The organism is Leptospiraceae bacterium (genome assembly GCA_024233835.1).
Classification (GTDB): Bacteria; Spirochaetota; Leptospiria; order Leptospirales; family Leptospiraceae; genus JACKPC01.
In genome coordinates, this window is sequence record JACKPC010000006.1 from 359,520 (window position 1) to 384,934 (window position 25,415).

Consider the following 25,415-nt stretch of genomic DNA (forward strand, 5'->3'; position numbering starts at 1 on the left):
CTCTGTCATGGAGAATAAAGGCTTACTTCGATTTTATTTTAGACTACCTTCTTCCTTAATAATATTTCTACTCTATTTCGTTTTTCTCCTAAACTTCTTATTTTCACAGGAGGATATTCTCACGATAGATAAAGTGGATAATGAAATACAACTAATCGGTAAACATGTCTACTATTTACAGGAAAACAACAAAGAACTTACGATAAATGATATACTCCAACCTTCGACACAATCTCAGTTTAAAAAACAATTAAAAGATACTTTTATTTTTCAACCTTCTAATAACGGCATCTGGTTTAAAATAAGCATTGAGAATAAAACAGAAGAAGCTCTCTATCTCAAACTGGGAAGGATCAGTATCTGGTTTTTAGATTTTTACAAACCGGATGCTTTCGGAAAGTATCATAAAACGTTTTCCGGTGGAAATCTTAAAACAGATGTCCCTCCACCGAGTCTATCCAAACGATATGTTTTATCCCTGATGCAGGGAAAAACGACAGGCCCGAAAACCTATTATATTCGAATCGTTGGTAAATTTCCCCTGACCTTCCCTTTTCTCATTGGAACAAAAAATTCCATTATAGAAGATACCCGTTTTCGAGAAGATTGGGTAACCGCTATTTTTTGTGGTTGTATTCTGGCTACTTTCTTATATAATGTTTTTCTTTTATTCTCTATGCGAGATATTCTTTATTTTTACTATATTTCTTTTTTAGCCTGCTCATTCTTTACAGTGACTTTCTTCCAAAACTATCCATTCTTTTCTCATCCCTGGTTCTGGGAGAATATATTTATTTGGAGTAACCTGATTGCTATATTTATTGGTTTATTCGGAATCCATTATTTACGATTAGTCCATTATTCGACATTTTTGAAGAAATGGATTATTTTTATGGTGTTTATCCTGGCGTTTTTCTTTCCTATCCTTAATTATTTAAAATTCATAGATTTTATTTTTCTTGTAAAAGCCTATCTGCCTACTGTAACCCTGTTTCATTTTAGTTTATTCTTATGCGGTTTATATGTTTACTATAAAGGTTATAAGCCGGCTCGATTCTATACAATCGCCTGGGGAAGCTTATTCTTATCTATTGGAATATTTTTTTTGATTATTCATGAATTACTTCCATTTTTACTATATGCCGATTATATAATCTATCTCGGTTTTACTGCAGAGATGGCTTTCTTTGGCCTGGCTCTGGGTGACAGATATAACCATATTAAAAAAGAAAGCGAAGAAATTCACAAGAAACATTTAGTCCTTATTGAAAAACAAAAAGAAATACTGGAACAAAAAGTTCAGGAACGAACCGAAGTTCTACTCCTTCTAAATGAAGAATTAGAACAAAAAAATAAAGATTTAGATCTACGCGGTAAAGAACTCCAGGAAGTAAACAGGGCCAAAGACAAGATTTTTGCTATTATTAGCCATGATCTACGTTCTCCAATTGCTGCTCTGAATAGTTTTCTTGAAATTTTCAGTTTAAAAAACATTCCTCCGGATAAAACGTTAGAATATATAGATAAACTAAAAAACAGTATTCGTAATTTACAAATGACCCTAGATAATCTTTTACAATGGGCTGCCGGTCAGCTAAAGGGAATTAAAGTGGAAAAACAAACGTTTAATATACTTGGCGTAAGCGAATCCTGCCGCTTATTACTTCAGGATATTGCCAATACAAAGGGTATACAAATTCAGCAAGAAATTCCAAGCGATTTGGAAGCACTGGCTGATCCGGAACATATAAGGCTTGTATTGCGAAACCTATTGAGTAATGCAATTAAATTTACAGAACCGGGTGGAACTGTATCGATTCAAGCAGTAAAAGTAGAAGGTTCTATTCAATTATCAGTGAAAGATACAGGCCTTGGAATGTCAGAAGAACTTATTGCTAACTTTACTCAGAATAAACTCATCCAGAGTCAATTTGGCACACAAAGGGAAAGCGGAACCGGTTTAGGGCTTCATCTCTGTAAGGAATTTATAGAATTAAACGGAGGTGAAATCCGGATAAAAAGTAAGCCGGGACAGGGTACAAAATTTATAATTAAAATTCCCGCATAAAATTAGAAGGCGAGAAAATGTATCCCGCCTTCGTTTATACTCTGAAATCTATTTTGTAATTTTCAAAGGAAATGGAGCATAACCAAAACGGTTGGTGTCTGCGTCTATTGTTGTTGGAACAGCAGATCTACCAATCCTGTCCTTACAGGCTGTTTTCGAATCTGTTACTACCGTAAAGTTGTTACTCGTCACATGTGTTCTGGCTTCTTTGTAAGTTTTAAAAGGTCCGACCAGACAAAGGTATGTAATACTCTTATCATTCAATTCGGTCCAACTCGATACAAAATAACCAATATCTACAGAACTCTGAACTATAGTAGCATCATCTGCAGCTGCTTTGATAGTTACAGAACTTAAGCTTACACCGGCCCCTCCGGTTCCTGTACAACGGGGGTCAGTAGCTGTGCTTACACTTCCCACATAGCTACCGTAGCAAACCGTCCCTCTCCGGGTAATCATAACGTTCTTTGTGTTATCAAACTCTAAGATCTGATGAAAATAACTTCCTGTTTTAGCTGCACCGAGCGGAAAAGCTACTCCTGAGTAATCAGCTGACCAGAGGCTACCCTTGATGTTTTCCTCAACATTAGCAAACAATGGAATAACAGTTCCATTATCGTCTACAACCGTTACCTTACCTTCTATTTCCACAGCCTGGGATGCTTTATAGGTGGTAAGCTGATTGCTGGTATTCGCATTCAGTAAAGTAAGGGCTACTGTAACTTCATCGCTTGTTTCTGTTTCCTTGATGCAAGAAACTAGAGAAATCAGCAGAGATAAAGCTGTCAGAATAAAAAATGTTTTACGTTTCATAGTTGTTCCTATTGAATTCCTTATATTAGATTTTAAATAACAATGCACCCCAGTACCAACCTGCACCTACTGCCGGAGTTAAGACCAGATCACCTTTTTGGAACCTGCCTTTCTGGTTTTCTTCCGAGAGAATTATCGGAATCGATGCGGCGGAAGTATTACCCACATAATGAAAATTAACTAACTGCTTATCCTTTGGAATACACACCTTTTCTGAAACACCTTTCACAACAAGATGAGTTCCCGGGTGTGCTGCCATCCAATCGATATCCTCCGGTTTCAATCCATATTTTTCCATCATCATATCCACAGCTTGAATCGTGCAATCAATAGCATTGGGAATTAGATCCGGATAACTCTTGGTTAAACCATTTGGAGCCGGACAGGTAATAATATGTTTTCTATCCGCATCATCGAAAAGGAAAGAATCGATCAAACCTCTCGAAGTATCGTCAGTCTTCTCCAGAATCACAGCTCCGGCGGCATCACCGGCAGTAAATTCACCATATCCGCCTTCTCTTACACGAACGGAAAACCTTTCTGAACCTACCACGGCGACTTTCTTGAATTTCGGATCAGCCAACATATACATTTTTGCTGTCTGAACCCCATGTACAAAACCCGTACAGGCTGTACTCACATCAAAAGAAAGTGCATTTTTAGTTCCTACCAACTTGGATGCCTGAGGAGCCAGATCGGGTAAGTAATATCTATCAGTCCAGTTGGCCAAAATAAATAAATCAATCTCTTCCGGAGATATTTTAGCATCCTGTAATGCCATTTTAACAGCTTCTGCCGCCATATATTGCGCAGTTTCTTCTTCACTTGCACGAAAACGACGTTCCACTCCGATTTCTTTCCCGATAACTGCTTCTTCAGCCGGGTGCATCTCGGGATATTTCAGGCGAGTCCGAATCTCTTCATTAGACAATATTTTCTGAGGATAATAATGCCCGAAGCCTCGAAACTGGATTCCATTACTTTTAAGTTCATTCTTTTTACTCATTACATCTCCTTTTTTAGCGGTATAATTTTTCAGGATCAAGTTCTCTTAAAACTTCTAATTCATCTTTTGTAATTGGCTCTTCTCGAAAAGGTTTATGACTGGGTAAGCTCCAATCTGTATATTTAGAAATTGCAACTTCCGCAGTTAATGTAGGCTCAGAAGGAGGACATATCCAATCACTAAAATACATATTTTTCTTGTTTCCCACCATTCGTCTTCTGAACCTTCCGAATTGACAGACAATCTGTTGAACTCTTCTTCCGGGTGAAGTTATAAAGTCCACATTCTGCACAAATCTTCCTTTCATCGCTTTAGCCACTACAAGACAATCGGCAGTACTCGCAATATCATTGGCACCACCCGAACCTACTAAAAATCTGCCATCCGAAAGACGTGTGGAATTCAAATTTCCATCCAGATCAATTTGAGCAGTTCCTAAAACTCCCAAACAATCTTTAGAAACTTGAGTTCCCAAAATCTGGGTTACATCTGAAAGTTGTTCTGCTTTATTCCCGTGCAACTGACTGAAGAGAAAAATATCTCCCGATTGGGGAACAAAACCATAAAATCCAAGCTCAGCTAAAGTAGTAATCGGAAAATCACTGGCTTCTAGAAGTTTTGCTGCTGTCCAGGCAGCCATATGAGCTGCACCAATTCCTGCCAGAACCGTTTTATACTGCTTTCGTATAACCAGCTCTATAATCGAGCGTGCTGTAAGAATAATCATCTGCTCCGAGTCGGTAGCCGGTTCATTCTTGATGTTTACTTGAATATGTACTGTTTTATATTTTTCTTTTATGCTACTTAATTTTAAGTTCTCCAGTCTTTCCTTTCCCAGAACTTTCAAATACTCTTCGTGACCACCCTTACAAAGAATATATTTTTCCAGCCATTCCTTTCTTTCGTTCAGATCTTTAGAACCACTTTTTTCACTGGCTTCTACCATAAAATCATAATCATCACAGTAGGTTTCCATTCCCTGAAGACCCGGAACTTTCATCTGATTGGAAATTCTCATGGATTGAGGATGAGCTCCATACGGAACTTCACACATACCTATCACTCTTGAACCCGGTATCGTAACAAATTCGGGTGGAATCGTTCCATACGGTACTATCCTTTCAGCTGTAAGAAGAATGCCTTTTTTAGCAGCTAAAGCTCCCCAAATTCCTTCTCCTAGGGGTGGAGTCAAAAGGACATTTCCCCTATCATCGGCGATAGTTCCGTGAACAAAAGTATAATCAGGAGAAAGCGGAGACAATAAAGCCAGGTATTGCTCTTCATCAGCTTCCTTTTTTTTCTTATATATGGATCTATGCTTTCTTAAAACTTCCAGAGAAGAACCATAAACAGCCAGTTGACTCAATTCATCCGAACTATCTCTTTTAAAAGAAATATCTTCAGAAATCCCATTTTGATTGGGATTCGGAAATAAAAATAAAGATGTTCCTACTTTATCTGTAGCAAGATGACTATCCAAAATAGAACTGGTGATAATACCGGGAAGCTGAAGGGCACCGGCTATTAAACGCTCTACCAGGGACAATATGGACCATAGTTCCAGCTCAAAGGGTTTTCCTTCAAAAAGTCTCGAGTACAAACGATTAGGTGCAGGTCTCGGATAATTATCTCCCGCAAAAGTAATAATCGCTTTTTTTACAATACCGGATAAAGCAAGGGCATTCGCATTGGAATGTAAGCCTGTACAGCTAATAGTGAAATTGCCTTCCTTACCGTAAAAAACCCTTACCAGTGCATTAATCAAAGCATTCGGTCGGGACATACAGGAAGAAAAATGAATATATGAGCCGGGCTCCACATTCTTTTTAACCATCCTATCAATGGAAGAATATATTTCCAAATTTCTGAACAAAAAAAACTCCTAATTTATAGGTATTGAATGCACTTTCAGGAAGCTTCCGAAAGTGCAACAAAAGAACTCTGGCTTCCAATCGCATAAGCCATGGAAACTGCCTTTTTAATGTGTACCTTTCTTCCTTTTCCGGGAACACAATCATGAATGGCTTCCTTATCTCGAATTTCATGATTTATAGTAGGACAAACAGATTTGTTCTGTAACATAAGAGCAGTCGCACCCACATTAATAATACCGGCAGCCCCGAATGTATGCCCGAAAATGGGTTTTATAGATCCCATTAAGGGTCTATCCTTTTCCGGTAAAAACTCAAATAAAAGCTTGTAGGTTCGGCTTTCGGCAAGATCGTTATTATAGGTAGCTGTACCATGGCCACAAATATACCCCAGGTCATCTCTGGCTATTTTAGTAATTTCTAAAAGTTTATTTAAACCTACAGCCCCCTTGCGACCCGATATATCCATACGCATAGCATGACTCGCTTCATTATAACTTAAAGTACCAAGAACCTCTGCATAAATTCTGGCTCCTCGCTTTACTGCATGATCATAATTTTCCATACATAGAACCATGGCCCCCTCTCCGAGAATAAAACCATCTCTTCTTTCATCATAAGGTTTTATTGCCCTTTTCGGATTATCTGATTCTTTAGACATAACCGAACTTTTTGGATCAGAATACATGGCCATCAGGGGTTTCACCAGTGGAAATTCATGCCCCCCTGCATACATGACTACCGCCCTATTTTTCCGTATAGCCTGATAGCAAAGAGCAATCGCATGATGCCCCCCCACACAGGCAGAACTCACTGTAGTTACAAAACCCTGTATATTATTATTTATCGCGGTCAGGGTTGAAGGATTAGAACTCATAGAAGTTAATACCGCGTAACGATTAAAAATATCCGAATCAGAAGGATTTTTAACATATCTTTGATAGGCTTCGAACCACCATTCTAAACCTGAACGGGAAGAGGAGTCAACAAAACCTACCCGATGCGGTTCTATACTATCTTTTTGAAGACCTGCATCCTTTCTGGCCAGTTCCATAGCCGACATAATCGCCAGGGTTTCACGGTTATAATGTTTTGCATGTTCCGAAATTAAGCCAGGAATATAATTTTTATATTCAAAACTTTTTATCTCCGCTGCTGTTTTGACAGGGAAGTTTTCAGTTGAAAATCTGGTTAAATAATCAATCTGTGATTCTCCATTGTATAACTTTTCCCAGAAGTGTTCAACTGTATCCACCCCCGGTAATATGATTCCCATTCCTGTGATTACGACTCTGCTATTTTTTTTCATAAAGATCTTGTGTTTTTGTATTCTTCAAAAAAGATAAGAAATTACTTTTTTCAATAAAAGAAAAAAGATTCTTAACTTTTTTTAATTTAAATACGAGGAGAAGTTTATGTCAAGAGTATATATTGACATGCCGAATAAATTTATTTATTCAACCGAAATCCCAACCAGAAAAAATGACATGTATCTCGATTTACATGTTACCTTTGACGCCATGGCCTCTTTTGTTATGGAAGCCTATCACCGTTTCCTGGTCGACAACGGGTATATTCTTACCCATATAGAAGATACTCCCATCATCATGTCAAATTTTACAATTGATTATAAATCAGAAGCCCGTTATCCGGACGTTCTGCGTTTTGAAGTAGCTGTAGCCAATTTTACCAGCACAGCTTTTGATATATTTATACGTATAAGCAGAAATGAAGGTAAAGAAGATGTGGCTCATGTTCGAGTATGTGATGTTTTCTTTGACTATCAAAATAAGAAAACCCTCTCTATTCCGGCAAAGTTTCGAGAAAAATTTGAGCCTAAAGAATAAGCAGGTACACATTTGGAAAGTTTAAAAGACAAAGTCATACTGGTCAGCGGTGGAAGCATCGGAATAGGAAAAGCTATTGTTCGGGATCTTTGCCGGTACGGAGCTAAAGTTGTTTTTTGTAGCCGAAGAGTAGAAGAAGGCAGGACCTTTGAAAAGGAGTTACAAAATGAAGGAAATTTCGCCACCTACATTCCCTGTGACATTTCCAGGAAAGACGAGGTCAAAGCCTTAGTCGACAAAACAATAGAACTCTATGGCAAACTCGATGCAGCGGTTAATAATGCCGGAATTTTAGGTCCCCAAGTCTCCCTTCTCGACTACCCGGAAGAAGAATGGGATAAAATGGTAAATGTGAACCTCAAAGGAACCTATCTCTGTATGAAGTATGAAATCGAAGAAATGCTAAAACAGGGCAAGGGTTCGATTGTCAATATGTCTTCTGTTGCGGGAATTTTAGGAGGATACAGAGGACTCATCGCTTATTCGGCGACTAAACATGCCATTGTAGGTCTCAGTAAAAGTGCGGCCTGGGACTATGGAGCCAAAGGAATTCGCATTAATACACTCTGTCCCGGCACCATTGACGATACAGGTATGATCGAAGAAGTAGTGAATTCCACTAAAGACCCTCAGAAAGCCAGAGAAAACATGCCAAATTTCTATCCTATGAGAAGACTGGGAAAAACATCCGAAATTGCTTCTGCTGTTTCCTGGCTTTGCAGTGATGAATCTTCCTTTGTCAGTGGCATAGCTCTTCCCGTAGATGGTGGCTTCTCAGCCCAGTAAGGAGATGACGATATGTTTCAAGATAAAGTTATAATTGTAACAGGTGGTTCAGCGGGTATAGGAAAAGCTATCCTTGAAAAACTTGCAAAAGAAAAAGCTAAGGTAGTTTTTTGTAGCCGCGGGAAAGAAGAAGGTACTCGATTGGAAGTCGAACTCAGAGAAAAAGGTTTAGAAGTTCGTTTCGTTCCCTGTGATGTGAAAAAGTCAGAAGAAGTCCAAAACCTGATTCAAAAAACGCTCGAATACTACGGTGGACTGGATATGGCAGTAAACAATGCCGGTCTGGGTGGTGTTAGTAAGCGTCTCGCAGAATATCCGGAAGAAATTTGGGATAAGGTAATGAATGTAAATCTCAAAGGAATATTCCTTTGCATGAAATACCAGATACCTGAGATGCTAAAAAAAGGTAAAGGTTCTATTGTGAATATTTCTTCTATTGCAGGACTTGTAGGCGCAGATTGGAGAGTAGCCCCATACGCAGCTTCCAAACACGGAGTAATCGGACTTACGAAAAGTGCAGCTTTAGAGTTTGCTCATAAAGGAATTCGCGTGAATGCTATCTGTCCGGCTTTTACCGAAACCGAAATGTTAGAAGGCTTATTCCAGGCTTCTCCTGATCCGAATGCAGCGAGAACCGAACTCGGCAACAAACATGCTCTAAAAAGATTAGCTTCTGCCTCAGAAGTTGCGGATGCCAGTGCATTTCTCTTGAGTGATAGGGCTTCTTTTATCACCGGTGTCGCTCTTCCTGTTGACGGAGCCTATACCGCAAAATAGGTTTACCCACAGAGTTTCACGGGGTATCTTATACCCTGTGAATATTATCCACTCAAATGAAATATATGGAGCAGCATCTACAAGAAATTCTAAAACAAATCGAAGGTTTACATCCGGGATTAATCTGGCTCTTCTTATTCTTATCTAATTTTTTCGAAAACCTCTTCCCCCCCTGGCCGGGAGATACGGTAAATGCTTTCGCCGGATTTCTTCTGGCAAGAAAAGATTCTATAGGTTTTTTGAATGTTCTCAGTTCAACAATACTCGGAAACTTATTCGGGGCTCTTATTATGTATTATTTTGGAAAGCAAGTTATAAGTCTCATAAAAAACTATAATATTCCTTTTAAAGATAAATTCTATTCAGAAAAAGGTCTTGAACAAACTATCAATTGGTTCCAGAAGTATTCTCTGATTGTAGTTCTTTTTTCCAGGTTTTCAGCTGGAATCCGTTTTTTTGTTTCTATTGTTGCGGGACTTAGCCGTATGCCCATCTGGAGTTTTATTACAGTCTTTTCACTGGGAGTCATCCTCTGGTGCGGATTAATTATAGGCTCGGCTTACTACCTGGGAAAAAACTGGGAATACATTCGGGAAGTATTAAGTATTTATAATAAAATCATTATTAGCTTTTTCTTATTTCTTTTTGCTTTATATGGATTTTATAGGTATAAAAAGAAAAAGCGGGAAGTATAGTTGCCACCCTTCACTACGCGGCTATCGGGACTTCGATACGTTTCGCTACTCAGTCTCCGATAGCTGTGTCCTACTTAAATACTATCTATAATAGAATTTAAGGTTTGACTCGGACGCATAGCTTTCGATGCTTTCTCAAATTCCGGCATATAATAACCACCAATATCCTGGGGTCTTCCCTGGGCGGCAATTAATTCCTGGTTAATCTGGGCTTCCTTGTCTTTCAGTTCTTTTGCTATCTTAGCAAATTTTTCTTTTAAGCCTTTGTCTTTATCCTGCTCTGCAAGAGCTTCCGCCCAGTATAGAGCCAGATAAAAATGACTTCCCCGGTTGTCGATCTGGCCGACCTTTCTCGCCGGAGACTTATTCTCATCCAAAAACTTGCCATTGGCTTTATCCAGAGTTTCGGCGAAAATTCGGGCTTTTTCGTGATTAAAGGTATTGGCCATGTGTTCAAAAGACACCGCCAGGGCCAAAAATTCTCCGAGGGAATCCCAGCGTAGATAACCTTCTTTTAAAAACTGATCCACATGCTTGGGAGCAGAACCACCGGCACCCGTCTCAAACAAGCCTCCTCCATTCATTAAAGGCACAATCGAAAGCATTTTCGCACTGGTTCCAAGTTCAAGGATAGGAAAAAGGTCAGTCAAATAATCTCTCAACACGTTACCGGTCACTGAGATGGTATCCAAGCCTTTACGAATCCTTTCCAGTGATAATTTAGTGGCTTCCACAGGAGAGAGAATGTGAATTTCCAGACCCTTTGTATCATGATCTTTCAGGTAGGTATTCACCTTCTTGATTAATTCAGCATCATGTGCACGATTCTTATCTAACCAGAATACAGCCGGTGTATTACTGAGTCTTGCGCGATTTACAGTCAGTTTTACCCAATCCTGAATTGGAGCATCCTTTACCTGGCACATACGGAAAATATCACCTTTCTCCACGTTTTGCTCAAGTAAGGTTTTTCCACTTTCGTCAGTTACCCGAATCTTTCCTTTTCCGGAAGCCATGAAAGTTTTATCGTGAGAACCATATTCTTCGGCTTTTTGTGCCATTAAGCCCACATTGGAAACGCTTCCCATAGTAGCCGGATTAAATTGTCCGTGTTTTTTACAATCTTCAATAACAGCCTGGTAAACCCCGGCATAGCATCTATCGGGAATCATAGCTTTGGTCGGCTGTTGCTTTCCATCAGGTCCCCACATAGTTCCGGAGTCTCTCAGGACAACAGGCATAGAAGCATCAATAATAATATCGTTAGGTACATGCAGGTTGGTAATTCCCTTATCCGAATCTACCATTGCCAGAGAAGGCCCTTTCTTATAGCAGGCCTGAATATCTGCTTCTATCGCTTTCTGTTTTTCTTCAGGTAATTTCTTGATTTTGTTATATAGATCACCCAGTCCGTTGTTCGGATTTACCCCGAGACTCGAAAAATCAGATGCATATTTTTCAAACACATCTTTATAATAAACAGAAACAGCGTGGCCAAACATTATAGGGTCGGAAACTTTCATCATAGTTGCTTTCAGGTGAAGTGAAAGTAATACGTTCTGCTTTCTGGCATCTTCAATTTGTTCAGTATAAAACTTTCTCAAAGAAGCCACATTCATTACTGAAGAATCAATCACTTCTCCCGGTAACAGGGGAGTTTTTTCTTTTAGTACTGCCACTTCTCCTGAATCACTTACAAATTCGATTTTTACAGTACAGGCTTTATCAAGTGTATGAGAAGTTTCGCTTCCGTAAAAATCTCCTTCTTCCATATGAGCTACATGAGTCTTTGAATCGGAAGGCCAGGCTCCCATGCGATGTGGATTTTTCTTTGCATAATTTTTAACCGAAGTAGCTGAACGTCTATCAGAATTACCTTCTCTTAAAACGGGGTTTACTGCACTTCCTAAAACTTTTGTATATTTCGCCTGAATTTTCTTTTCTTCTTCTGTTTTAGGCTCTTCCGGGTAATCGGGAAGTTTATAGCCTTTATCCTGCAGTTCTTTAATTGCAGCTTTTAATTGTGGAATGGAAGCACTGATATTGGGAAGTTTAATTATATTGGCTTCTTTTTTTTGTGTAAGTTCTCCAAGCTCAGTTAGATAATCCGGAATTTGCTGCTCTTTCGTAAGATACTCCGATAAATTTGCAATAATCCTTCCGGAAAGGGAGATATCCCTGGTTTCTACCTCGATGCCAGAACCCTTTGTAAAGGCCTGTATAATGGGTAAAAGGGAATAAGTAGCCAGTGCCGGTGCTTCATCAATTTTGGTGTAGATAATTTTTGACATGCTTTGTCCTCACTAAGGTTTAAGTTAAAAAAAAGGTATTTTTTTTCAAGTGTATTTATAATAAGTCCCAGTAAGGCTAAGAAGGCAAGTAAGCCCTCATTTTTCAGGAAGCGAGCCCAGCACTGACTCGCTTGTAAGAGAGAAAAACTTCCTGTTTTAAATCATCTACTAAAGAGATAATTTAAAGCATCGAAAGCTGTATCCGCATTTTCCGTGGAATTGCTGCTATCCTCAAAATATGTTCCGGGCAGGCTAAACTTTTTGCCCGCTTGTAAGACAGGTATGAAATCTTCCAATAACCTTCCGGTAGAGTATATAAGAGAACTCTTATTTTTCTCTTTCGATTGCACAATACTTGAGTTCAAAAACTGTTCAGCATCATTGAGTATATCGGCTATTGTATAAGGTGTAGCTAAATTATCCTGCAAATAAGCCAGAAAGCCACCCGTCTCTGTCATCGTATTCATCAATCCGAGTGTATCATGTCCCGCAGGAGCCATGAGTTTTAGCATTTTAGGAGAATCTACTATAATCAGGTCTGTTACAATCGAACTCTGTTTTCCATTCTCATCGGCAAAAACTGCGGAAAGAATTTCTACAAGGTTCGCAGCTTCTGCCTGAGTAGGCTGTGAATCAATCAGAATATCCAGTAAATTATCGATATTGCGAATAATCGAATATTTCGAACCCACTGTAAACAGGTCTCGAACCATCACCATCCCCTCATCAACTCCATTCCAGGTGTAATCAAAGGTTTTATTGGCGGTATAATCGGGTGCAGTTTTTTCCTTCGTATAATCTCTGAGTCGAATCTCCAGATCCTCCGTAGCTGTTTGCAAATTAAACTGGTTGGCTTGAGGACTTTCGGAGGTAGTTTTCATCTCCAGAAATATTTTACTTAAACCCGAAATCATTTTTTCTTTTCCTGTCTTCCGAGCTTCTTTATTGAACTCATTGAATAGATTCGCAATTCCCGAAGCCAGATTTGTCTGGGAGATTAAGTTTATCAAACCATCCTGGTATCTCCGACCATTAGGAGTGCTATTCTTCACTACATGTCCTTCTGCTAATAAAGAAAGCAGGGAGCGATATTTGGGATTGGGATAATAATTATGCTCCAGCATGAAAGGAGAACGCAGACCATCCGAACTAGAAGCCGTATCAATCCTGAGTGTAGTGATCGTTTTACCGGCTACAAGAGCTGCGTTACCCGAACTATCTCCCGTCCAATCCAGACCTTCATAGATATACGGACGAACCAGAACTTTCGCCAAATCTGTAAGAACCTTATAGGCATTCTTCTCCTGACCGATTGTATTATCCGTATTTGATTTAAAGGCTTTGGCAAGGGCTGCCACCATAGGAAAAAGTTTATTTCGCTTATCCCAATAGGTAGAGGTGTTAGCAGGTGTCACCGTATTTTCTGTCAGAAATCCGAGACGTTCAAAGATAGCAAAATTTTTCGCGAGTGCCGGAGGAATCGCTCCGTAAAAAGTTGTAGGACTCGCATTCTCCGTAAAGGCCAGATCCCAGAGAATCGGATACAGAGCATCGGAAAAACCGTAAGGATCGGTTCCGGTTAAGTCTTTTCCCCAGGCTTCTACTAAAAGCACTGAGTCTCCGGGAGTATCGGAAAAGGTTTGCAAGTCACCCGAAGTAGCCGCAGCTGTAGTTACAGCTCCGACCGTAGTTGTAGGTTTTATAAACGTTCCGGCCTTTCTCCACTTGCCATTATCAGAGGATTTATCACAGGATGTATTCGCTGAATTACAGGGCTTGGCATCCATAAGACCGCTGAGACCATTCGCAACAACCGTAATATAAGCAGCATCTTTTACAGCAGTACCCATAATAGCGTTAACCGGAATCACGAGAACCATACGCTTTTCATGCACCAGCCACATGAAGTTTTTAAATATAGCCTCTTCATCGGAACTTACCGCTCTTTCCGCATCTGTTTTCACAATTTCTGTTATACTATAATGCGAACCATTACCGGAAGGATTTTGCGTTCCTCCGAGTCCGGCAAAACTAGCATCCTTTACCTTGATTTTGAAATCAGATGTAGTCCAGGAAGATTTATAGTTGGAACCGGAAAGAGAAAGAGGACCATCGGTACGATTTTTATTATAATACGGTCCGTAGCCTTCAAAGATTACACGCGAAATAAGACCGAGAGCCCAGGGAATAGTTTTTGTATAAACTGTGTCGGAACAACTTCCCACATCTCCTTTGGATTCTCCCTGTAAAAGGCAGAGAGCCCTTGTGTTGGCATCTACAGGCAGATTAACTCCATCCATCTGTACATCTCCATTTTTCGCAGCTGCCGCACTATCGTTTAGAAACTTAATCATTCCTACCTGGGTGTCACCTGCCCCCGAAGCCACGAGACGGGAACGAAGTGAGACAAGACTATCTCCCACCGTAATAGCTCCCCCGCTCATTCCGGTTACTTTAGGTGAGGTCGAATCATTATTCCACTCATAGCCAAATAGTTCAGCTGTTGCCAGTACAAAAATAAGAGACTCCAGAGCCGTTATGCTGATAGAGCTGGCACTTATAGAACGATCATAACCTTTAAAATCCAGGGCTACCAGTTTTTGAAGGGTAGAATCTATCAGTTCCGGGTTAGAAGTTTCATAGGAGTTTAAATTATCCAGAAGATAGCTTAAAACGGTTTTATCTGTTTTCATCGGGTATTTGGGGTCATTTGCAAATAAAGCCCTGAGCGGAACCATCATATCTCCGACGACATACGAGAGTCGACTCGAATGTGCAGAAAGTCTATATGCATCATTGCTTGTATAAGCAGAACCTTCTGTTGTAGCAAAACTTTGCAGGTTATAGATAAGCTCCTTGACAATGGTTTCAGCACTTTTGGTATTACTAAAACCCGCTTTCTTATTGGTTAAGTCTCCCAGTACACCGATGATCTTGATTAACTGGTTCTTTAAGACTTTATCAGATACCGTTGAAGGATCGGAAAGACCCTGAAGTATTTCAATGAAGCCCTGTTTGGCATTAGGATTTGCATAGCTTAGTTTATAAAACAGACTATCCAGCTTTAAAAGAAGACTGCGGGTATTGGCATCTTCCAGTCCATCGGCGAGATCCCTTAAAACACCTTCCAATTCCTGATAGCTTTGTGTATTGGCTAATAATTGGGTCTGGTAGCTTGTTGCATCTGAAGAACCAAGGGCTTCACTTAGAAGACTCAAGAAATCTGTTTTCTTCTTACAATTCAGGTGCTTTGCTTTTTTAAGCTTCGTAATCAGGCTATTGGGAATGCCGGCTTGAGAATAACGATTCAAAGAATCATCAGTAATCTTATAGCAGGTACCGGTTTTCGTTCTATACTGCTCATCTATAATTTCATGGGTAATCGGCACTACACTCTGGATAATCTGTTTATCCGAGCGACGAAGTCTCTCCAAATACTGTGTGATTGAACTATAGGATCTCGGATTATTGGTTCTGATTCTACGCAGGATATAAGCCAACTTTTGCAGAGTCTCCCTGAGACCCGAATTTTCATTGACTGTTATGTTTTTCAGCCCTGTTAAAGCCCCTATGATTTCTTCCCGTTTATTTTTTTTTAAAGCCTCATTCATTCTTCGATTAAAATCCTTAGGCTCCAAACGCTTCATGGCACTTTTTAAAGCCGGATAAGGATCTAAAAGATTAAACAGGCTAGTCGGAGAAGATTCAAATCCATCAGAAAACAAAGGATCGAAGTAGCTATTCATATCTTTCTTCGCTTTCTTACTACAGGATAGGTGAATGAAGAAAAATAGGGCAATAAATAAAGCAGTCAGGATTCTCTTTTGCATCAACATATCCTCAATTCAAATCTAAAATAGTTTTTACCGAACAATCGCCGGTAAAGGGAACTGTATCTTCCTGTAGTTTAGCTTTAATGAATATATACTTTTCCCCGGCAGCTACAGGTAAAACTTCCGGATCTGTAACTTCGAGTCCGCAGGCCTTGAGTGGAGGAAGAGGAATGTCTCCCAGTAAATTATTCATGAGTGGAAGAATCAAAGTTCTCACCAGGGGCTTCACGAGTTCGGTCATTTTGTTGGGATTCAGGCCGAGCGGATTATCTCCCTGGGCTTTCAGCACTTCAAGAGAATAAAAAACACCCTTACTAACATCCTTATCATCTACCGGAATCGGAACTTCGATCCGCAGAGAATAAGTAGAACTATATTCAATTTCCTTCCCGTAGAAATTTACCTTTATATTCTTTGCATTCTGGTATTTCGTAATTTTAAATTCAGACTTGATTGTCATATTCGTTCTGATTTTGGAAATCAAATAATTCTCCGCTTTCGGATCACCACCGCGTATTTCCAGGATCAAATCACTGATACTAATATTCAAAGTAGGAATCCCTCCTCCTTCTACCATGACAACGGGCGTCTGAATAGCACGGGTCACAATATAGACCGGGTCTTCAAGGTTTATCTTTCTCTTCGTTCCACTTGTTGCATCGTAAAGGTTCCAATCCACCCGCCCCGGTGCAAATACGGTGAGTAAGGGACCGGCTTTCAAAAGGTCTTCTCCTAATTTCAAAAGAGCCGTATCGGTTCCCGCCTGTTCTACAAATTCTTTCAGAGTGCTAATCGCTGTTTTATCCAGAGTTAAATGAAAAGCACCGGCCTTCCAGAGATGATACAGGGATTGATTCACCACATTGGGGTTAATAGAAGCCAGAAGGCCATCGTGGGCCAAATTAGCACTTTTAATTTGAGCGGAACCATTGACTCCGTTCAAAGGAATACCGGCACCGGTAATGGTAATATACGAATCCGTATCTCCCACAAAGCCTGCCGGTTTGGGCTGATTTGGTTTCGAAATTTCTGCTGTCAGAACCGAGTTAATCCGGGCCTCTAAAGCCTTATAGGTTCCATCCACACCGGGTGTAACAGCAGAAGGTGTTCCTTTTACCCGGATACTGAGAGTATTAAACGGTTCAGGCAAATACGTCGGCATCGCAATCGGATAACCCTCTGCTTTGGTAAAGGGGTCAATAATCGTATTCAATAAATCAGGAACCGCTTTTTCTACTGTATCTTTTACTACACCTCCTACGACCTTGGGTTGTATATCCGGTAATTTTTGCAGGGTGGCTGTTTTAACGGCAACCTTCATCACCGGGGTTAAAAAGCCGGCAATCAACTGGGCCAGGGAAGAAGTAGAATTCACCACACTGTGGTTGGGGGTATCGGCTATTTCCTGTACGCTCAGGTTATCATTCCACTCTTTATAATTAAAGTTCACATTGTCGCTGGGAGAATAATTAGTCGGAGGATTGGTCAAAATTAAAATTTTAGAACCGTTGATGGCTGTACTCGTTTTTAGAGCAGCATTCCTGTAATCTCCCGGGCTCTGATTTAAGTTGATGGCAAAAGGTGTAGTATACATATACTTTCCCTGCACAAGAGAATCCGGAAGAGATATAGCACCAAAATCAACCAGGAAGGACATTTTTGCACTCAGGATCTCCAGGACCATAGTCATTTCTCCATTCGCCTTTCGAACAGCAAGGCTCACATCCAGAGACGAATTGGTGGGTTCCAAATTGGCTCTCATCACATCAGAGGGACTCGGTGGAATTTTCATCTCGTGTATATACACATCTACACCGGCATCATAGGTGAGATAGGCTACGATATCCGAATCATTATACCAGTATAAAATTCCTACTACCGGCACAAATAGAGCTCCGAGAGCTAACTTTAAAGCTCCATCCGAGTTCTGGTAAATACTGTATACATTGGCCTTGCTGAGATTGGCCTTTTCACTGCTAATTAACTCATTACAAAAGGGACCTATCTTGGAAAGGTGTTTGAAGTTATTATTGTAAGCTGCATTTCCACCGCTAACCGAACGACAGGTTTGACCGGAAACTACCAGACTCTGGTCGAAGTTCCTGGCTACCGATTCGTTGATAATTCCGTTCAGACTTTTACCTTCGAGAGTAAAGGCTTCTGTAGCAAACTTTTGCACCAGACTTTCAATCGTATTAAGAGAGGCTTCCTGCAACGTTACAGCAATAGAATCTGTAATGGCAGCATTGGGATCAGCAGCCACATTACCGTAGTTAAAACTGAAGGTTCGAATATAATTGCATTCATTAACTTTAGCGGTGATATTAACACAGTAATAATATGTATTTCCTCCCTCGGAGGGTTGCAGGGCGGAAGGTGTAATTCCTGCCAGATCCAAATTTATCGTACCGGGGCAGGTACTCGGCACAGCAGCGGTCTTATCACAAATGGTATAGTACTGCTCGGAACCATCCGCCGCGTACTGAGAACCCAGCTTGTAAAGACGAATATACTGAACTCTTTCCGGGTATGGAATTGTACTCGATACATTCAGTAATTCTCCGGTTTTGATAAGCACAGCTTTTTCCTCATCTCCTCCGGCACCGGTTTGTTTGCCGCTTACAGTATGACTCATATTAAAATTAGAACCGGTTTTAAACTGAGCTGAAAATCCGGGGAAAGTAGCATTCGTAATACCATCTGCTACTTTAGCATTGTTACTAATGTTAAGAGTATAAACCGTATCTTCCGCGAGGGGCAAATAAGGATCAAATTGCAGGTGCTGGTCTCCGCTCCAGATAAATTCACCCGCAACAGGGTTCCCGGCAGCATCTGTCAGAGTAAAGTTAGCTTCTACGCTCGCCTTGTTCATAGGAGAACCAAAAATGATGGTAAGATTATCGTATAGACCGGTTCCGTTATAGCCCGTCTGCGTAACAGGGTTTCCTTCGAGATCCACCCAGTTGCCACTTGCATCCACAAGGCCCGGAAAATTAGCAACAGCAGAACCCGGCGAAGCAGTAATCTTCACGACCTTCCCGGTAGAATCCTGGGTTTGAAAACTGGCACCGGTAGCCGTAAACTCAACCGGAAAACTCGGGTTCTCATTGGGAGACGTAGAGACAGGAGTAATACTCGGAGAGTCGTCCGTATTAGAACTATTCTCAATCACAGTTCCTCTCAGGGCTAAAGGTATAAGTTGTGCAATGGTTGCATTGTCCGGGTTTTCCTGTTTACAGCCTGTTATAACGGTTGTAAGCAAAGAAATCAGAATCAGGTAGGATAGCGGTTTGTTGATAAACTTCATGTTTTTCCCCTATAATAAAATTTTCGCTTTATAGACATTTTAAGAAAACTTATTATCAAATTCAAGTTTTTTTTGTCTTAAAAGCAATTGACACAAAAATATCGATTCCCTAAATTGAGAGCACTATGAAGAGACTCCCTCTTGGTATCCAGACCTTTGCCGATATAATCGAAGAGAACCACTACTATGTGGATAAAACTGAGTTTGTTTACAAATTAGCCTACAGGCAGGTATTTCTTTCTCTCTCGGCCAAGGCGATTTGGAAAAAGTCTGTTTCTGGATACACTCCACGAAGCCTACAAGGGTAATGAGACTCTTTTTAAAGATTTATTTTTAGAGAAAAACTGGGACTGGTCTAAAAAATACCCTGTCATCAAAATAAGCTTTGGCGGTGGAGAAACAACAGGTTTAGAAGGCTTGCAGTTAGTTATTCAAGATATGTTTCTTGCTTTTCAGAGGCAATACCAAATAAAATTAGAGAGCTCTTCAGCCTCCGGTAAATTTAAAGAATTGATAGAACTACTTTATAAAAAAAAAGAGCAAAAAGTAGTAATTTTAATTGATGAATACGATAAACCCATCTTAGACGTCATCGATAAAGATTTTGCTTATCAGGTTAGGGATGAGCTAAAGAATCTGTATTCTGTCGTCAAGGATTCAGATAAGTATATACAATTAGCCTTTATCACGGGTGTCAGCCACGCTTTGTAAAGCGTGGTTACGGTCGGAAAAGGATCATCTATATATTATAGCTCAAGATGGGCATACCTATTATAAAGGTGTTGAAGGACAAGATAAAAAAAGGGGAAATTCTTTTACTGAATTGAACTACGGTGGTGATTTGGTTAAGACGTTATTTATGAATGAAAGGCAAATAGAATCTACTAATTTTGCAATTCAATTTGCTAATGGGACGTACGGGGATGCAAAATTAATAGAGACTGAAGCTACTATTCATGAAACAATTCATGCCATACGAAAAGCTAACAATGCTTTAGGTTCTAAAGATGATGGAAAAGACTATTAACAAAAAAGACCGGATGGCAAATATGAAAAAGATATATAAAATACTGATAATCCTTATTTTATCTAATATATTACAATGTAAATCATGTGATACTTTTTATTTACCTGAATTTAAGTGCTATGTAGTTAGTGATTGTTTTGTGAAATTTCAAGAAGGAGAACCACAGGATAAGTTATATCACGAAATTGTTCCTCGTTTTAGTTTAACCTTAGAAGATGGAGTAGCTGGAGTTGAGCTATCTCGCATTGAATGGGAACATTTTTTTTTAAAGAAAGGAGACCGAATTCTTAATATTGACAATTGTGGAGATCCGAGTTCCTGGGTAGAACGTTTACTAAAATCTAATGTACATAAAAGAAAAGACAAGCATCTATATTATCCAAAAATAGATTATCTTTTTTCAGCTTCCACTTTTGAAACGTTAAAAGAAAAAATTAAGAAGATACGAATCATACGTAATGGAAAGGAAGAGACCCTAATTTTAGAAGAAGAATATAAGAAATTTAATATAGAACTTAGTAAATATGAAAGTATTAAAAAAGATAAGCGCGATCAATTAGTCGAACTTATAAAGAAAAAGTGTTATAAAAACGCGTGGAACTCTGCATTTAACCAATATACAAAGGATTTTAAATATTCAAGAAACAAGGAATATATTGAAAAAGTCGCAACAAATAACATAAACGAACTAAAAGCACTGCCGGATCTACCTCCTCCATTAGATCTTACACCTGATGAGATGAAACAGTATAGTAACGAAATAGAACGACGGGATGAAAAAATAAGAAAAAAATATCCACGGAAGGAATGGCTTCCCAGAAGGGAGGAAGAAATTAAAAAAATTAATAAATACTGGAGAAAAAGAAAAGGAATGATAAAGTAATATTCCCAACATGAAAAAACGATTCCATAAGCTTATCCTTATTTTTTCCCTTCTATTGGGAGCCATATTTATCCTCGCGGTAGTATTGCGAAATCCGAAGGAAAACTGCATCAAAGGCGACTGAGAGGAAGATAAAAAGTCCGGAAAGGGTTCATTCACCTGGGAGGATGGAACCATCTACAGCGGAAACTGGAAAAGTGGAGAACCGGAAGGAGAGGGAATATTGAAAGATAAGGAAGGGAAAGCAATCTTTCAAGGCAAATGGAGAGAGGGACAGTTTTCAAAGGATAATGGATAAGCCATCAGACCGATCCTTCAGTGCCGGGAAGGTTGGAATGAAAAATTAAACCCCTATCCGGCGGAAAAGTTTCTCTAAAAAGATTTCATCGAGTTCGGTGATGCTCGCAATCAAAGGCATATCGAGAGCCTTTCTTTTCATAGAAATAGCCGTTCTGAGAGCTTTTTTTCTCTCTGCACGTCTGGCTCTTCTTTTCTCGTCTTCAGCCCTTCTTTCTGCGAGTTCAGCTCTTCTTTTCTCGTCTTCAGCTCTTCTTTTCTCGTCTTCAGCTCTTCTTTCCGCGGTTTCTACAAGATGTAATGCTCTATTATACCCTCTTTGTTCAAGTGTCTCAGCTATGGTTGGCATTGTTCTTCTTGCTCCTTCTAAATCCAAACTCTCTATTAATTTTTCCAGCCTGTCAAGTGTTATTTGCTCCGGGCCTCGGAGTAAATAATTCAGGATGATGGAAAGCCATCTACTTTGACGGTTCTCATCTTCAATATTCTCTAAAAGTTGCAGGATTTTCCCCAGATTCTCTTCTAATTGGGGATGAAAACTGTATTTCAGTAGATAAAAAGCAGCCTGAAATACCTCGTTACCGCTGATGTTTTCATCTTCTACTTTAGGCAGGTCATAGAATAAAAACCGGAAGTTAGGAACAAATGCCTCGTAGTTTTTTGGGATATCGATGATGGACTGAAGGTCAGTGCCGTGGTTCCAGGCCTGTTGACCGTGATAGACCACTATGGGTAAGATCATAGGTAGTTTTTCTTTACGTTTCTTTTTTCCTGAGTGGTGCTGTCTCTGCCAGATTTTGACCATATAAGCTAATAGTTGTAAACCGATGAATCTATCCGGCTTACTCTTATGATCGAATAAGACATAGAGATACGCATTTTCCCCGCTTATTAAATCAACACGAAAGAGAGTATCCGAAAAGCCTTCTTTGAGTGCCTCATCTACAAAACTTTCTTTCTCCAGTTGCAGAGAATTCAGATTTAAACCTTTAAGTAAATCAGGGGGAATATAATTCCGAAAGAAGTCGAGAGCATTTTCTTTGTCAGACATGGTAGCCTTAAAGAGCTTATCGTGGATGTTTTCTGAGGACATAGGAATTTAAAAGAATTTTAGCTTTGAGTATCTGTCGATTAAAAAAGAAACTTTGCTTCTTTAACCTGTGCAGACCGGTGGTGTAGCTCTTGGAGTAAACTACAGCCAGAAGAAAGGATTTGAAGCGTATGCGGGAAGGAAGGAAAGGTAACGTATAGCGGCAGGGACTGGAACAGGTAAGCATCTATCGTGATAAATGCAATGCCGAAGAAGCTCATCTAATCATCTTTGACAGGACAAAGCAAAAGCCCTGGGAAGAAAAGATATTTTTTCAGGAAAGAGAATACGGTGGTAAGACAATTTACCTCTGGGGAATGTGAAGTAAGACCGACAGAAATACCACATATAACCGGGAAATAGTAGGAGCTTGTAAATTGCTATCTTAGAGGGTAATTTAATCTATCTCGGAGGGTAATTTCTCAAGCTCCTCTTTCTTTTAACCTGAGGGTAGTGGTTGCACCGCAAGCAAAAACCTGCGGTTGTGATAAAACTATTGATTTAGTTTTGAAGTTACAAATACATCCTGACTACCGATCTTGGTATTACCATCGATGCCTCCGGCTGTGTTTCCGGCGCAAGGGCCAGTGCTGCTAAAGGTAAAGTATTATCTTTTTCTTATCTTTCTTACAGAAAGATACAAATCCTAATAACTGACCTTACGCACTGGCTCCAACGAAATTGAACCCAGAATCTAATGATTTACTGAGATTTTTCAAGAAATCCATAGCTTTTTCTGAGCATTAATATAAATCCATTTCCTAACACCAGTCTGATTTGCTGAGTTTAAAACTCTTAGCTTCTCTAATTTTACGAATGCACATAAAGAAGCAAAGATATGATTGCTCTGTATCCGAACCACTTTTGTTTGGGATTTTGTAATTCCTGCATTTTGCTTGATTGACCTATGAGAATCTTCAATTTTCCATCTTTTTTGATAGCTTGCAAAAAGCTTTTCATAAGATAATCCTGAATCACTTGTAATCAAATAAAAAATCCCTTTGCTATCATCTTCGTTTATGAAAACTTTTTTAGCTATATACACAGGAATACTAATTCCATTAGAGAAATATAAACCCGTCAAAAGGTTTATCCCTTTAACTTCTCGTTGTTTGCTATTATCATAATGCCAGCAGATCATTTCATTCTCTTTACTATATGCCTTTTCAAGAACTGAATCATCAAAAATAACCACAGCTTCTTCTGACGATACTTTTTTAACAATAGGCTTTACTTCTTTCCACAAATCTTTAGGTCCAAACTCTGGTTCTGAAAGGCTTCTTGTTATCTTATAATGTGAAATGAGTCCATCTGTGATGGCCGAAAGTCCGGTTGCTGTCACCTGACCAAAGCTGGATAAAAAATAATCTACATATAAATCAAAAATCTCACCTTGTTCCACTTCTTTATTGTCGTACAATCATAGATTTAGCTTAATCTTTTACTTTCAGTGCGTAAGATCAAAAAGAAATTCTTGTTCATCATCATAGATTTTCACATAATTGCTTATTTTCCCTTCCAGAATTAACTTCTGCAAGCCCAGTAAAAAAATACTATGATCATCGATTAAGAAAATTTTGGGTTTAGAAAACATCTTTCTCTGCTTTGACTAATCATAAGAATAAAACGGATGATTGTCAATAGGTGAAACTACCTAATCTTGATAGAAATCGATGGAAAGATTTAGCCAAAGCATCCAATTCACTTTCAAGATTACAGATTCAAGAAATACATTAGTAAATATCCATATTTCCTAAAAAATATCCGCTTCAAAAATATCCTCATACTCAGTATTTTCTGAATCCGTCAGGATAAGATGGAAAATGAGCTTGCTTCCTGATAAGATCTCATCTCCCGGATGGATTCGAAACGAATTACTGCTCCCTGCCAGGCTGGAATTATTCAGATACCCGGTTTTACCCGAATACAATTCCGGGTAGTTGATAAACGACGGAGGATCAATTTTCACAGCGGGGTTTTCGACACCCAGTTTTACCTGAGCTATACTTTTAACTGTTTTAGATAGATTCTTGATTCCGGGGTTAATACGAACGATTTCTCCCGCCTGCCATTTTCCATCTCCATTACCTCTGGTACCTATAGGTTCTGCACTTTCTTTATCATAAAGATTTAAAATATCAGATACATAGCGATTTCCGGAAGAACGATAATAAACAAAACCTCCGATTACAAGTCCGGATTCCGAACAGGTTTTCAAGTAGAAAGAAAAAGTATAAGTTTTACCCTTCAGATCTTTTAGCTCTAAGCGAAAAGGAAGATAAGTTCCATCTGCTACAAGACTCGATATTTTTACTTTAAATGTATTTTCCTTGTCTGGATTCAAGACGAGTAAAGGATTAAAGCTATAATTAAGTTCCGAACTATAATGATAATTTCCGAAGGAAGCATAATAGGGTGTTTTATTAGAAGAAGTCCAATAATTTATAGGAATTAGGCTTCCGAGAATCTTTGTACTATGCAGGGCATCGATACTCGCAAAGGCACTATCCGAATATAAAGTTCCAACAAGACCTTCCAGCTTGTTTTTTGTATTATTACTGAGAGATATATCTAAACGAATTTCCTCTGATGGATTCACAAAACCATCTCCATTACCCAGTGTTGTATATAAACTTGAGGAATAATCATAAATCTGCATGGCTCCAAAGCAAATGTCGCCCTCACAAATCTTATATCCCCCCTCCCCTGTATTGAGTGTTAGAGGCCTCAAGGCAGAAATAAGCCCTGCATAACTTTCCGTTTGAAAAGGCTCCATATTCAAGCAGGAGAAATAAAACAATGAAAAAAGAAAAATCCATTTCAT

At 39.4% G+C, this 25,415-nt stretch carries 20 protein-coding genes and 1 pseudogene; 10 read left to right on the plus strand and 11 right to left on the minus strand.

The features are described from left to right. Positions 1-7: 7 nt before the first annotated feature. Complete coding sequence (locus tag H7A25_24015; GenBank protein MCP5502989.1) at positions 8-2,068, plus strand: sensor histidine kinase; 2,061 nt, start codon at positions 8-10, stop codon at positions 2,066-2,068. Between the two features lie 48 nt (positions 2,069-2,116). Here the strand turns inward: H7A25_24015 and H7A25_24020 are convergent, their stop codons facing one another. From H7A25_24020 to H7A25_24035, 4 genes are read right to left on the minus strand one after another with little or no spacing between them, the layout of a single operon-like run. Next, positions 2,117-2,881, minus strand: coding sequence for a hypothetical protein (locus H7A25_24020; GenBank protein ID MCP5502990.1), 765 nt, complete (start codon positions 2,879-2,881; stop codon positions 2,117-2,119). 25 nt (positions 2,882-2,906) lie between these two features. Continuing rightward, positions 2,907-3,887 carry a ketoacyl-ACP synthase III gene (locus H7A25_24025; protein ID MCP5502991.1) on the minus strand — a complete coding sequence of 327 codons (981 nt, stop codon included), beginning with the start codon at positions 3,885-3,887 and terminating at the stop codon, positions 2,907-2,909. A 13-nt stretch (positions 3,888-3,900) separates the two neighbouring features. Continuing rightward, the gene (locus H7A25_24030; GenBank protein MCP5502992.1) at positions 3,901-5,760 is read right to left on the minus strand and encodes a 3-oxoacid CoA-transferase; all 1,860 of its coding nucleotides are present in this window, start codon (positions 5,758-5,760) and stop codon (positions 3,901-3,903) included. 35 nt (positions 5,761-5,795) lie between these two features. Beyond that, positions 5,796-7,067 carry a beta-ketoacyl-[acyl-carrier-protein] synthase family protein gene (locus H7A25_24035; GenBank protein ID MCP5502993.1) on the minus strand — a complete coding sequence of 424 codons (1,272 nt, stop codon included), beginning with the start codon at positions 7,065-7,067 and terminating at the stop codon, positions 5,796-5,798. A gap of 106 nt (positions 7,068-7,173) precedes the next feature. Here H7A25_24035 and H7A25_24040 point away from each other — a divergent pair, with 106 nt between their 5' ends. Genes H7A25_24040 through H7A25_24055 form a run of 4 tightly spaced genes read left to right on the plus strand, consistent with a single transcriptional unit; the run spans position 7,174 to position 9,863 of the window. Continuing rightward, the gene (locus H7A25_24040) at positions 7,174-7,605 is read left to right on the plus strand and encodes a thioesterase family protein (protein ID MCP5502994.1); all 432 of its coding nucleotides are present in this window, start codon (positions 7,174-7,176) and stop codon (positions 7,603-7,605) included. 12 nt (positions 7,606-7,617) lie between these two features. Next, positions 7,618-8,391: a glucose 1-dehydrogenase gene (locus tag H7A25_24045; GenBank protein ID MCP5502995.1), complete on the plus strand. Its 774-nt coding sequence runs from the start codon at positions 7,618-7,620 to the stop codon at positions 8,389-8,391. Positions 8,392-8,403: 12 nt separating this feature from the next. Further along, complete coding sequence (locus tag H7A25_24050; GenBank protein ID MCP5502996.1) at positions 8,404-9,168, plus strand: glucose 1-dehydrogenase; 765 nt, start codon at positions 8,404-8,406, stop codon at positions 9,166-9,168. Between the two features lie 56 nt (positions 9,169-9,224). Next, entirely contained in the window at positions 9,225-9,863 is a 639-nt protein-coding gene (locus H7A25_24055) for a DedA family protein (protein MCP5502997.1), read from the plus strand. Between the two features lie 74 nt (positions 9,864-9,937). Here H7A25_24055 and H7A25_24060 read toward each other — a convergent pair whose 3' ends face one another. From H7A25_24060 to H7A25_24070, 3 genes are all read right to left on the minus strand, one after another. Further along, a complete protein-coding gene (locus tag H7A25_24060; protein ID MCP5502998.1) occupies positions 9,938-12,154 on the minus strand; it encodes an NADP-dependent isocitrate dehydrogenase in 2,217 nt (738 codons plus the stop codon). A gap of 161 nt (positions 12,155-12,315) precedes the next feature. Continuing rightward, positions 12,316-15,984 carry a hypothetical protein gene (locus tag H7A25_24065; GenBank protein ID MCP5502999.1) on the minus strand — a complete coding sequence of 1,223 codons (3,669 nt, stop codon included), beginning with the start codon at positions 15,982-15,984 and terminating at the stop codon, positions 12,316-12,318. A 10-nt stretch (positions 15,985-15,994) separates the two neighbouring features. Further along, positions 15,995-19,294 carry an Ig-like domain-containing protein gene (locus H7A25_24070; GenBank protein MCP5503000.1) on the minus strand — a complete coding sequence of 1,100 codons (3,300 nt, stop codon included), beginning with the start codon at positions 19,292-19,294 and terminating at the stop codon, positions 15,995-15,997. A gap of 125 nt (positions 19,295-19,419) precedes the next feature. Between H7A25_24070 and H7A25_24075 the strand changes: the two genes are divergently transcribed. The 5 genes and pseudogenes from H7A25_24075 to H7A25_24095 all read left to right on the plus strand — a co-directional run bounded on the left by H7A25_24075 (position 19,420) and on the right by H7A25_24095 (position 21,502). Further along, positions 19,420-19,602, plus strand: coding sequence for an AAA family ATPase (locus tag H7A25_24075; GenBank protein ID MCP5503001.1), 183 nt, complete (start codon positions 19,420-19,422; stop codon positions 19,600-19,602). Then, on the plus strand, positions 19,565-20,005 hold the full coding sequence (locus H7A25_24080; protein MCP5503002.1) for an AAA family ATPase: 441 nt from the start codon (positions 19,565-19,567) through the stop codon (positions 20,003-20,005). The genes H7A25_24075 and H7A25_24080 overlap by 38 nt, the downstream gene beginning before the upstream one ends. A 148-nt stretch (positions 20,006-20,153) precedes the next feature. Beyond that, complete coding sequence (locus tag H7A25_24085) at positions 20,154-20,321, plus strand: hypothetical protein (protein ID MCP5503003.1); 168 nt, start codon at positions 20,154-20,156, stop codon at positions 20,319-20,321. 22 nt (positions 20,322-20,343) lie between these two features. After that, the gene (locus H7A25_24090; GenBank protein MCP5503004.1) at positions 20,344-21,204 is read left to right on the plus strand and encodes a hypothetical protein; all 861 of its coding nucleotides are present in this window, start codon (positions 20,344-20,346) and stop codon (positions 21,202-21,204) included. Positions 21,205-21,334: 130 nt separating this feature from the next. Beyond that, a pseudogene (locus tag H7A25_24095) lies at positions 21,335-21,502 on the plus strand (hypothetical protein). A gap of 45 nt (positions 21,503-21,547) precedes the next feature. Here the strand turns inward: H7A25_24095 and H7A25_24100 are convergent. The 4 genes from H7A25_24100 to H7A25_24115 all read right to left on the minus strand — a co-directional run bounded on the left by H7A25_24100 (position 21,548) and on the right by H7A25_24115 (position 25,415). Further along, a complete protein-coding gene (locus H7A25_24100; GenBank protein MCP5503005.1) occupies positions 21,548-22,594 on the minus strand; it encodes an Rpn family recombination-promoting nuclease/putative transposase in 1,047 nt (348 codons plus the stop codon). A 712-nt stretch (positions 22,595-23,306) separates the two neighbouring features. After that, positions 23,307-24,011, minus strand: coding sequence for a hypothetical protein (locus H7A25_24105; protein ID MCP5503006.1), 705 nt, complete (start codon positions 24,009-24,011; stop codon positions 23,307-23,309). A 27-nt stretch (positions 24,012-24,038) separates the two neighbouring features. Next, complete coding sequence (locus H7A25_24110; GenBank protein ID MCP5503007.1) at positions 24,039-24,185, minus strand: hypothetical protein; 147 nt, start codon at positions 24,183-24,185, stop codon at positions 24,039-24,041. A 159-nt stretch (positions 24,186-24,344) separates the two neighbouring features. After that, positions 24,345-25,415, minus strand: coding sequence for a hypothetical protein (locus H7A25_24115; GenBank protein MCP5503008.1), 1,071 nt, complete (start codon positions 25,413-25,415; stop codon positions 24,345-24,347).